We start from the raw sequence: 9,750 nt of genomic DNA on the forward strand, positions 1-9,750 counted from the left end.
TTAGGCTATGACGAACAAGCCTCAGGAAAACTCCACCCCTGCCCAGTCCGGCCAGTTCACCCGCCGCCAGGTTCTACAGACCAGCGCGGCCGGCGCAGCTGCCGTCGGCATCGGCACCGTTGCCGCCAACTCCACCGCCTCTGCCGCGCCGCTGGGCTCCGCCAAGCAGCCGAACCCGCCCATCAACAAGAAGATGGGCAAGGATGCCTTCCAGCATGGCGTTGCCTCCGGTGACCCCTACCCGGATAGCGTGCTGCTGTGGACCCGCGTGACCTCCAACGAAAACGACTACCCGGGTGACGGCAAGGGCCAGACCACCAACGTGAAGTGGGAAGTCGCCAGCGACGAAAAGCTCACCCAGATCGTCACCTCCGGCACCGCGAAGGCGGAGCCCGCCGGCGACATGACCGTGAAGGTAGAGGCCCGCGGCCTGAAGCCCTACACCGGCTACTTCTACCGCTTCACCACCGTCGACGGCCCCCGCAAGGGCCAGACCTCCCCGGTCGGCAAGACCCGCACCGCACCGGCCAAGGGCGCCGACGTCTCCGAACTGCGCTTCGCGCTGTTTAGCTGCTCCAACTGGGAGGCCGGCTTCTTCAGCGCCTACCGCGATATGGCGAACCGCGGCGACATCGACTACGCGCTGCACGTCGGCGACTACATCTACGAGTACCCGCGCGGCGAGTACACCGGTAAGACCGGCTCCGTCCGCCTGCACGAGCCGGCCAACGAGATCGTCTCCCTGGCCGACTACCGCCAGCGCTATGCTCAGCACCACACCGACCCGGACCTGCAGGCCGCGCACGCTGCGTGCCCGTGGATCGTCACCTGGGATGACCACGAGGTCGCCAACGATAACTGGTCCAACGGCGCGGAGAACCACCAGGCAGACAAGGAGGGCGACTTCATCGCTCGCCGCAACGCCGCCATGCAGGCCTACCTGGAGTGGCTGCCGATCCGCGCCACCCCGCTGTCCGAGAAGGGCCACATCTACCGCAACCTGTCCTTCGGCAACCTGGTCGAGCTGAACATGCTGGATCTGCGCACCTACCGCAACGAAAAGCCCGGCTTCACCGCTGCCCGCAAGACCGACGACGAGTCCCGCACCATGCTGGGCTCCGAGCAGTTCGGCTGGCTGACCAAGAAGCTGTCCACCTCGACTGCCCGCTGGAACTTCATCGGCAACTCCGTGATGTTCAGCCCGGTTCTAATCCCGCCGCTGGATCCAGAGGCCACCAAAGCCGTCACCCAGCTGCTGGGGCTGCCGGAAGAGGGCATGCCCTACAACTTCGACCAGTGGGATGGCTACGCCGCCGAACGTCGCCGAGTGATCAAGTACCTGGTGGACAACAAGATCCGCAACACGGTCTGGCTGACCGGAGACATTCACTCCTCCTGGGCCAACGACATTCCGGCCAAGCCGGGCACCTACCCGAACGGCGGCACCGCCGGCGTGGAGATCGTCTGCACCTCCGTTACCTCCTCCAACATCGACGACATTCTGAAGCTGCCGGAGGATAACGCGCTGTCCCACACAGTCGAGTACGCCTTCACCAACATGAACCGCCACGTGAAGTACCTGGACTTCGACTCCCACGGCTACACCGTCGTGCGCGTGACGAAGGATGCCGTAGACGCGAACTGGATCTTCCTGGCTCCGGACGGCAAGCTGAAGCCGAACCAGCCGCTGCACTTCGGCAAGGCCGCCACCACCAAGTGGGGCGAGGGCATCCACACCTCCAACGTGCGCATCGAACCGGCTAAGCACTCCGCCCGCTAAAAGCCTTAAAGCGCTTTATTACCCTCAGGTACACACCTGGGGGTATTTTTTATTTATTCTTTTCTTAATGACGCCACCCTTTCCAGCGCCTTTACAGTTCATTTAGCTTTAAACAAAGCTCATCATTGATACTTGCCTTTAATGGGTTAGACTAGTGTTTGAAAATCTATTAACTAAGTAGCGCAGGTAGCAGCCCGAAAGCTATATGCAACAAACACTTGGAAGAAAGGAATGCCCCGATGGCACGCCGCGAAATTACCCAGTTCTTTGACGATCTGGACAATGCCCCACTTTCCGAGGAGGAGGTCAATGTCGTTGATTTCAGCGTCAACGGAATTGATTACACCCTGGATTTGTCCGCCAAGAACCGTGCGGCTTTTGAAAAGGCTTTGGCTCCTTACATTCAGGTTGCCCGCCGCAAGACCCGCGGTGGTGCCGGGCGCCGCACCGCCGGCCGCAGCACCAACCCGGAGCGCAACCGCATGATCCGCGAATGGGCACGCGAGAACAACGTTGCGGTTTCCGAGCGCGGCCGCATTTCCGCCGACGTTATTGAAAAGTTTGAGAAGGCTCAGGGCAAGTAAACGCTTTTCGTTTTAAGAGATTCGAGGTTTTTCGAAGTTGGGGCGTCACAAGATAAAAAGAGCATCCCTAGCGCTGGTGGCAGGCACCGCGCTGGCCTTTAGCATCAGCGCCTGTGGGGACGCGGAGGACGACGAGCCGACCTCGGAAACCTCCGCAGAACGCACCGTCGACCCGGTCAAGGGCACGGAGCTGCCGATTGACGCCACCCCGGAGCCAGTGGGGCAGGGTGGCCAGGAGGTTTGCCCCTACCTGGACGGCGAGTGGTTGCAGAACACCAACGGCCAGCGCCTCACCGGCACCGGCACGGACGGGCGCTTCGACCCTCCCGCCTGTGTTTTCTGGTCTTACGAGGACTACCCGCAGGCCACGGTGATGGTGCGTCACATGCGCACCAACTCCGATGCGATCGCGGTGGTCGACCATGCCGCGCCGATCGATTCCACGCTCAAGGCTCTTGACCCAGAAGGGTGGAGCGGCGGGCGCCGTGGCGGCGACGGGGAATCCGGCGCAGTGTACGCGGTGTGGAAGGACGAAACGGCCGTGGTGGTCACCACTGCGCAGGAGCAGTCCGTGAAGGCTCAGAAGATCGCCGAGGAAACGATCAAGAACCTGAAGCTCTAAGCAGTCCCTCCGAGACCCCCACATCGGTCCAGGGCATCATAGGCCCGACCCAAGGGAACACGACCTCCATGAGCAGGAAGAAGATGCCCACCAGCAGCACCAGGACGATCAGTAGCTTGACCCACCAGGGCCCGGGCAGGTTACGCCACAGCAGCGCGTACATTTAAGCTCCCTCCGTCAATTCCTCGGGCACCTCGCCGCCCTTCTTCGGCTCCGAACGGACGAGCGCCGCGTGGACGATCATGCGCTCCTTGTTGGAAAACTGCGGGTGGCAGGTCGTCATCGTCAGCAACGCCGCATCGTCCTTGGGGTGCACCTCGACGCGCTCCTGGCCGGGGACGGGGTTGATCACGTTGATGTCGTTCGGGGTGGTGATGTAGCGCCCATTGACGCCCGCGTATTCACCGCTAGAGATCTTCTGCGCCAGCTCTGGGGGCATGCACTTCTCGGCCTCCGCCAGGCGATCGCCCGGGGCCACGTCGATCGGCAGCACACGGTAGATATTCCAGCTGCCGGCGGTTTCCACCACGACGGAATCGCAGGTTTTCAGCAGGCCCAGGTCGTTGAAGGGGGAGCCACGGCCCACGCGGTGACCGGCCATGGCGAAGTTACCGGGCTTACCTGGGGCTTGGGTTTCCTGGTAGTGGCCCGGCCCCTTGCTTAGGTCCTCGTCGGCCACGCCCTTGACCACAGAGAAGTTAAAGTCCGAGCCGAAAGAAGGGATATACAGGCGAGCAAAGGCAGCGCCTTCGGCCGGCTCGGTCAGCGGGCGGGGGTTCTTCTCGTCCCACTGATCATCCAGCTCTTGGGCGACTGCGGCCTGTTCGCGTCCGGATTGAACATCCGTCCAAAAAACATCCCAGAAACCGAAAAGCAGGGCGAGGACACCAAAGGTGATGAGGACTTCGCCGAAAACACTAATCGGGTCGAGCCGTGTTTTCGTCTGCCGTCGGTGTCGCGCCATGCGTCACATGGTACTACGTTTTAGGGCGTTTCCCCACCGTATCCCGCAGCTATCTCTCATGGCGGGGAAGCTCTCCCCCATGAAGATTGTCGAGTATCCCGTTGCCCTATTCCTGAAGGCATGGCATTACCTTTTTGCCGATATTTTTGGCTGGGATGCAGCGCAATCTTGGTTGCTGGCACTTGTGCTTCTGATCGTCACCGTTCGGTCGCTGCTTTTGCCTTTCGTCTACCGGCAGTCCTATTCCAGCCGTATTTTGATTAACATCCGTCCAAAGGTTTATCGGCTGGAGCAGGAATACAGCGATGATAAAACGGCGGAAGGGCGCAAAGAGCTGGGAAAGAGGCGACGCGAGCTACAGAAGGAGCACGAATATCGCTTCTCCGATGGTTGCATTCCCGCGCTAATTCAAGTTCCGGTCCTGATTGGCCTGTACCGCATGCTCATCCACGTCACCAGTCCGGATCCGGAAATCAACGCTTCCGTCAACGGCTTTGGCCCTCTGAATGCCGAGGAAGTCCAGTCACTGCTTTCCGCAAAGCTCTTCGGGGTGCCCATGGCCGCCTACGTGCAGATGTCGGATTCGCAGTTCGCGGAAATCCACACCACGCAGGAGCAGGTCTTTTGGGTGGTGTTCCCCATGGCCATTCTGGCGGCGATTTTCACCACTTCTAACTGGGGCTATTCCATGTACCGGAATTACCTCACGGTGGATCACAACTCAGGCCTGGCCCGCGGAATGCTGAAGTTGATGTGGCTAATCGGTCCGATCGTGTTGATTGCCCCATTCACTATTGCCCTGGGCGCGGTCGGCCCGGTTGCGTTGATGATCTACTGGGTGGGTAACAACCTGTGGACCACCACCCAGACGATCACCATTCAGCGGATCCTGGACCGCAAAATCCCTTACTCGGAGGAGTTCTTGGAGCACCACAAGCTGATGAAGGATCAGCTGGTGGAGCGGAAGAAGGAAAAGAAGGAAAAGAAGCAGGCTCGTAAGGCCAAGCGAAATAGCTAGATGTTGTAGCTCATCGGTGCCGTTAGCAGCAGCTGCTTCGCCAGGCCACGGGCGGTTTCCAGCGGCACGGTGTTGCGGGACATCTTCGCCCCGTTAAGCCCGCCGTCCATGAATACCATGAGCTGGTCGGCCAGCGTCTGCGAGGCATAGCCGAAGCGTTCCGTAAGCAGCTCGGCCATCGTGTCGCGGCACCAGCGGCGGTACTCCATCGCCGCGTCGCGGATGCGCTGCTCCGAGTCGGTCTCGGGCCGCGGGTATTCGCTGGCCGCGTTCTGGAAGTGCGAACCGCGGAAGTTGTTTTCTGGCTCCTGCTGAATACACAGGTCGAAGAACGCGATGATGCGATCCTCCGGCTTTTCGCGCTGGTCCGCCAGCGCGTGCCAGTCGTCGCGCCACTTCTGATCCAGCTCCTGCAGGTAGGCAACTACTAGGTTGTCCTTCGATCCAAACAGGGAGTACAGGCTGGCCTTCGCCACATCTGCATCGCGCAGAATTCGGTCGATTCCGATCACGCGGATGCCCTGCGTGGTAAACAGATTCGTCGCGCTTGCCAGCAGGCGCTGGCGCGGCCCGGGCCGGTTGCGACGGCTGGAGCGGGCCGTCTGCTTGGTGGCCTTTCCGGTTTTCTTGGCAGTCTTTTTTACGGTCTTCTTGGCTACCTTTGCACCGTCTGCCTTGGCCGAGGAGTCAGTAGAGGCCGCGGAGCCCGCCGTGCGGGATTTATCCTCTGCCGTTGCCATCTACTTCTCTCCTTATCCTTGTCATCCTTGTCATCTCTGACTGTCGGCCTTTAGCGCGCTTACTCGCATAAGTCTACAAAATCCTGCAGAGCCCATTGGACTCTACAGGATCTGTATTATCTAGCGCTATTGTTTTGCGCGTGCTTACTTGCGCTTCTTGTCCTTCGGGCGGACAACCATCATCGGGCACGGTGCGTACTGCAGCAGGGTGCGGGAGGTGGAGCCCAGCAGCATGCCCTTGAAGCCGCCACGACCGTGGGAGCCAACGATCAGCAGCTGTGCATCCTTGGCTGCCTCGGTGAGGGACTGTACCGGACGCTCGCGCTCGACGATCTCCTCGACCTGTACGCTCGGGTACTCCTTGATGAGCTCCTTCAGCTCGTCTTCCATCATGTTCTGACGCTCGACGATCATGCGATCCATCTGGTTCTGCGCATCCACCAGGCCAACGTAGGTGGTGTGGATCTGAGTGTCGGTCCAGGAGTGCACGGCGCGCAGCAGGGCGCCACGTGCCTCGGCCTCGCGGAAGGCGATCTTCAGTGCTTGGCGGGAGATCTCGGAGCCATCCACACCGACCACAACGGGGCCGTACTTGTTATCGACGGTAACGTCGTTGTCCTTGCGCACAACCACCACCGGGCATTCGGCGTGGGCCACAACAGCGCTGGAGACGGAGCCCATGACCAGGCCGGAGAGGCCGCCCAGGCCGCGGGAACCCATGACGATCATCTCCGCAGTCTCGGAGAGATCCAGGAGAGTATCGATCGGGGCGCCTTCCTTGACGAGGTAGCTGACCTCGACGTCGGCGCTGAAGTCGGTGACGATCTTGCGGGCGTTCTCGATCTTGTCGCCAGCCTCGCTCTCGAGCTCGTCGTAGAGCTCCTGCGGCGGAACCATTCCGTCGGCGTACATGAACTGCGGCATGGTGTAAGCGCTCACCAGCTTCAGCGGCTGCTTGCGCTTCAGGGCGGCGTTCGCAGCCCACCTAACGGCTTCGTTGCTGGCGTCAGAGCCATCAACTGCGACGATGATTTCTTTATCGCTCGTGGTAGCCATGGGAAACGATCCTTCCTTGCAAGGGCATTATTTGATTGATCCTCTACCACTTCCCATTATCCTCAAAAGCGCTAATCAATGCAGAAAGGGCGCCCTTTTGCCCCTATTCTCGGGACAAATCGGGCACCCTTTGGGTGGGAATTTAGATTTAGTTAGAGGTACTAGGCCTGGGTGTCGGGCAGTGGAACGTCGTCAGCAGCGGGCGCGTTGGACGGGGAGAAGAACTCAAGCAGCGTGCGGAAGATGTTCAGCAGAACAGCGCCGAGGTCGCTCTTGAACAGGTTAGACAGGGAACCGGTAATTGCAGCAATATCCATGCCGGGTAGCATAACGGATTGATGGGACCTTTACCAGTAAAAAGGGGCTTAAATCCTACGCGGATTCTTGTTCCCCCAGCTACCGACACGCCGTGGGTGGCAAAAGATTTTTTGTGGCACCTTATTTCCTCCCAGCGCCACCGCGCAGAAGATGATAATTTTAGTGCCGTTTTGGAGCGCTTCGCCGCAGGTGAAGTGCGTCTGGATTCCGGCGAAGCGCTCGCCCCGGATGACGTACTGCGCCCCGGCAGCTTCATCAACTTTTATCGGCGCCCCGCCCCGGAACGCCCCGTCCCCGGCGAGATTACGGTGCTGCACCAGGATGCGGATATCGTCGTGGTGGATAAGCCCCCTTTCCTGGCGACCCTCCCCCGCGGCCAGCATATTACCGAGACCGCGCTGGTCAAGGCTCGTGTGCAGCTCGGCATTCCGGAGCTTTCCCCCTCGCACCGCCTCGACCGCCTGACCCGCGGGGTGCTGCTGATGACGGCCCGCCCGGAGGTCCGCGGCGCCTACCAGACGATGTTCGAGCGGCGCATCCCCCACAAGGTCTACGAGGCCCTGACTCCCCTGCCCGCGGAAGCCCCCTTCGCCCCCATCGCCCCGCTTGCCGATTGGCGTTCGTGGGATCCCCCTTCACCGGAGCGCCCGTGGCGCCTGGAGCACAGCATGTCGAAGACACGCGGGCACCTCAGCACCATCCTCACCGACGGTCTACCCAATGCCCTCACCCTGGTCACGGGGCTGCGCACCGAGTATCGCGACGGCCGCGAGGTTCTGGTTTGGCGCCTGGAGCCCCGCACCGGCAAGACCCACCAGCTGCGCGTCGTCCTGCGCTCACTGGGGCTGCCGATCCTGAACGATCCTCTGTACACCGAGCTCACGGACGCGGCGCTCTTTTCTATTGACGCCCCTACGCCCCGACCGGTCTACGTGGAGGACGAGGACTTTGCCGCCCCCATGGGCCTAATCGCCAAGGAGCTCCGCTTCCCTGACCCACTGAGCGGCGAGGATCGGGAGTTCATCAGCCGGTTCTAGCTGGCGCTGGATCAGTCCTGCAGCTCCACGGTGACGCCGCGCAAGATTCGCGCCGTGTAGAGGCATCCAGCCGCCAGCACCACCACGACCAGGGCAGTGATCATTGCGAAGGCATGGGAGTAAGCCGTATCTGCGGCAGCTAGCAGCGGTTCGGCCCAGCTGGCGTCCGACAAATGGGCGATGTGCACCGCGGCATGCAGGCTCTCCGTCGCTTCTGCTGGGGCCCCGGCCGGCAGGGTGATCAGCGCAGAATAGAAGGCCGTGACCAGGCTGCCGAGGACCGCGATGGAGGTCAAAGATCCGAACTCGTAGCTGACTTCCTCCACCGAGGAAGCCATGCCTGCGCGATGGCTCGGCACGCCTGAGATCATGGCGATGGAGGCTACCGCCATCACCGCGCCTAGCCCCATGCCCTTAATAAATAGGCCGCTGAGAAGAAGGGGCGTCGAATCCAAATAGCCATAAAGGCACACGCATAGAGCACCGATCGTGGCTAGGCCGAACCCGCCGGCGATCAGGCGTCGGATGCCGAAGCGAGTGAGGCGGGCACCGGCGTAGATGGACGTGAAAAGGGCTCCCAGGGCTGCAAAGGTCACGTACACGCCGGAGTGCAGCGGGGATAGGCCGTCGGCGAGTTGCAGCTTCTGAGTGATGACGTACTGCAGTCCAGCGAGGGCGAACATGGACAGGGCGGCTCCCAGGGCGCCGGCACGGAACGCGGGGAAGCGGAAGATATCAAAGGTGATCAGGGGTTGCTCGAGCCCGTTCTGACGCCGCGTAAAGGCCCAGCCGCCCAGGAGGAGCAGCACGGCTGTCACGCCGATGACTGGCCAGTTCTGCGGGGAGTGGCTGCCCTCCTTGATGAGCAGGACTGCGCTGACCAGGGTGATCATCGCGTAAAAGGAGGAGATGAAGTCCCAGCGCTTGTCGGGTCGTGGCTGATCCTTCGGGGCGACAAAGGGCACGGCTATGAGCGCTGCGATAACAAGCGGGACGTTAATCAGGAAGCAGGATCCCCACCAGTACAGTTCCAGAAGCAGACCGCCGGCGATTGGGCCAAGGGCGGCCGAGACGGTTGAGAGGCTGCCCCAGATTCCGATGGCGAGATTCAGCTCAGCCGGGTTTGTAAAGGTAAGGCGGATGAGCGATAGCGTGGACGGCATCATCGTGGCGCCCCCTACGGCAAGTAGGGCACGGCCAAGGATAAGAACCCCGGGGGTGGGGGCGAACGCCGCGACTAGTGAGGCGAGACCGAAGATGATGAGGCCAGCGACGAACATGCGACGATGGCCGATCTTGTCCCCGAGGGTGCCGGTGCCGAGCAGTAGGCCGGCGATGACGATGGCGTAGATGTTGACGATCCAGAGCTGTTGCGTGCTGGATGCGCCGAGGTCCTCCACGAGGCTAGGGAGCGCTGTGTAGAGGATGGTGTTGTCGATCGTAATGATGGTGATGCCTACGCCGACTGTGGCTAGTAGCAGCCAGCGTTGTAGGGGCGTGGCGGGGGCTGGCTGTGTATTCATGAATCAGACTTTAGCAATACGGAAATGAGCATGAAAAAAGGGAGTGTGTACGTCGATAACGTACACACTCCCTCATTCTTTAGTTTTAGTGCCGGCGGTGACTTACTC

At 61.1% G+C, this 9,750-nt stretch carries 11 protein-coding genes; 5 read left to right on the forward strand and 6 right to left on the reverse strand.

The window, feature by feature from the left end:
* Nucleotides 1–7 precede the first annotated feature (7 nt).
* The 3 genes from HMPREF3166_RS07145 to HMPREF3166_RS07155 all read left to right on the forward strand — a co-directional run bounded on the left by HMPREF3166_RS07145 (nt 8) and on the right by HMPREF3166_RS07155 (nt 2,986).
* Nucleotides 8–1,780 carry an alkaline phosphatase D family protein gene (locus tag HMPREF3166_RS07145; RefSeq protein ID WP_070488435.1) on the forward strand — a complete coding sequence of 591 codons (1,773 nt, stop codon included), beginning with the start codon at nt 8–10 and terminating at the stop codon, nt 1,778–1,780.
* Nucleotides 1,781–2,019: 239 nt separating this feature from the next.
* Nucleotides 2,020–2,364 (forward strand): histone-like nucleoid-structuring protein Lsr2, encoded by a 345-nt coding sequence (locus HMPREF3166_RS07150; protein ID WP_070488437.1) that lies wholly within the window; start codon nt 2,020–2,022, stop codon nt 2,362–2,364.
* Nucleotides 2,365–2,440: 76 nt separating this feature from the next.
* Nucleotides 2,441–2,986, forward strand: coding sequence for a DUF2020 domain-containing protein (locus HMPREF3166_RS07155; RefSeq protein ID WP_141741146.1), 546 nt, complete (start codon nt 2,441–2,443; stop codon nt 2,984–2,986).
* On the opposite strand, the gene HMPREF3166_RS10340 is transcribed toward HMPREF3166_RS07155, so the two are convergent.
* Together HMPREF3166_RS10340 and HMPREF3166_RS07165 are read right to left on the reverse strand one after the other, a co-directional pair.
* A complete protein-coding gene (locus tag HMPREF3166_RS10340; RefSeq protein WP_035005919.1) occupies nt 2,967–3,149 on the reverse strand; it encodes a hypothetical protein in 183 nt (60 codons plus the stop codon). The genes HMPREF3166_RS07155 and HMPREF3166_RS10340 overlap by 20 nt on opposite strands.
* Nucleotides 3,150–3,950, reverse strand: a complete 801-nt coding sequence (locus tag HMPREF3166_RS07165) for a class E sortase (protein WP_070488441.1) — start codon at nt 3,948–3,950, stop codon at nt 3,150–3,152.
* Nucleotides 3,951–4,029: 79 nt separating this feature from the next.
* Here HMPREF3166_RS07165 and yidC point away from each other — a divergent pair, with 79 nt between their 5' ends.
* The gene (yidC, locus tag HMPREF3166_RS07170; RefSeq protein ID WP_070488442.1) at nt 4,030–4,968 is read left to right on the forward strand and encodes a membrane protein insertase YidC; all 939 of its coding nucleotides are present in this window, start codon (nt 4,030–4,032) and stop codon (nt 4,966–4,968) included.
* On the opposite strand, the gene HMPREF3166_RS07175 is transcribed toward yidC, so the two are convergent.
* From HMPREF3166_RS07175 to HMPREF3166_RS10200, 3 genes are all read right to left on the reverse strand, one after another.
* Nucleotides 4,965–5,708 carry a TetR/AcrR family transcriptional regulator gene (locus HMPREF3166_RS07175; RefSeq protein ID WP_070488444.1) on the reverse strand — a complete coding sequence of 248 codons (744 nt, stop codon included), beginning with the start codon at nt 5,706–5,708 and terminating at the stop codon, nt 4,965–4,967. The genes yidC and HMPREF3166_RS07175 overlap by 4 nt on opposite strands.
* A gap of 144 nt (nt 5,709–5,852) precedes the next feature.
* The gene (locus tag HMPREF3166_RS07180) at nt 5,853–6,764 is read right to left on the reverse strand and encodes a universal stress protein (protein WP_035005928.1); all 912 of its coding nucleotides are present in this window, start codon (nt 6,762–6,764) and stop codon (nt 5,853–5,855) included.
* A gap of 161 nt (nt 6,765–6,925) precedes the next feature.
* Entirely contained in the window at nt 6,926–7,081 is a 156-nt protein-coding gene (locus HMPREF3166_RS10200) for a hypothetical protein (RefSeq protein ID WP_162531655.1), read from the reverse strand.
* 96 nt (nt 7,082–7,177) lie between these two features.
* Here HMPREF3166_RS10200 and HMPREF3166_RS07185 point away from each other — a divergent pair, with 96 nt between their 5' ends.
* Nucleotides 7,178–8,119 (forward strand): pseudouridine synthase, encoded by a 942-nt coding sequence (locus tag HMPREF3166_RS07185; RefSeq protein WP_070488445.1) that lies wholly within the window; start codon nt 7,178–7,180, stop codon nt 8,117–8,119.
* An 11-nt stretch (nt 8,120–8,130) separates the two neighbouring features.
* Here the strand turns inward: HMPREF3166_RS07185 and HMPREF3166_RS07190 are convergent, their stop codons facing one another.
* The gene (locus HMPREF3166_RS07190) at nt 8,131–9,642 is read right to left on the reverse strand and encodes an MFS transporter (protein WP_070488447.1); all 1,512 of its coding nucleotides are present in this window, start codon (nt 9,640–9,642) and stop codon (nt 8,131–8,133) included.
* Nucleotides 9,643–9,750 lie beyond the last annotated feature (108 nt).

The organism is Corynebacterium sp. HMSC08A12 (assembly GCF_001807485.1).
Lineage (GTDB): Bacteria > Actinomycetota > Actinomycetes > Mycobacteriales > Mycobacteriaceae > Corynebacterium > Corynebacterium evansiae.